This window comes from Psychrobacter sp. 1U2 (genome assembly GCF_051847575.1).
Genome location: NZ_JBPYDC010001326.1, coordinates 1 through 629, shown reverse-complemented (window position 1 = coordinate 629; position 629 = coordinate 1). Strand labels below are relative to the sequence as shown.

Here is a 629-nt window from a genome sequence, read left to right as displayed (position 1 = left end):
GTAAGGACGCTGATGTAATAAATATCCTGTTAATGCTTCATTACGCATTGGCTATTACCTCAGCATCATGTGTAGATCAAATATTTATTTTAAATCAATAACCTAGGCTGGTGAGTGCGCGTTCGTCATCAGACCAGCCACGCTTAACTTTTACCCACAAAGTTAGCATGACCTTTTTGCCAAATAACTGTTCCATATCTTTGCGTGCATCCATCCCAACTTGCTTGATACGTTGACCTTTTTCGCCAATCACAATGGCTTTTTGCCCATTGCGCTCTACATATATCGTGGCATCAATAAAAGTACAGGCTTTACGTGGACGACCAGTTTTTGGGTCTGTATGAGCTGCTTCATCTTTAAACTCATCGATTTGGACGGTGAGATCATAGGGTACTTCGTCGCCTGCACTACGCATGATTTTTTCGCGAATAATTTCACTGGCTAAAAAACGCTCTGAGCGGTCAGTAATTTGCTCAGTATCGTAGATAGGCGTGGCATTCGGTAGATGTGACGCAATTACTTCTTCAAGACGGTCTAAGTTTTGGTTTTTTAAAGCCGAAGCAGGTACGATGTCAGCAAAGTCGAAGCTCTCATCAAATGTTTCAATCAATGGAAGCAGCGTACCTTTA

The 629-nt window shown here is 42.0% G+C and carries 1 protein-coding gene; it reads right to left on the bottom strand.

The window, feature by feature from the left end; genetic code table 11:
- Positions 1-94: 94 nt before the first annotated feature.
- On the bottom strand, positions 95-629 hold a 535-nt coding region (era, locus tag ACS8FD_RS21895), incomplete at its 5' end, for a GTPase Era (RefSeq protein ID WP_439277418.1).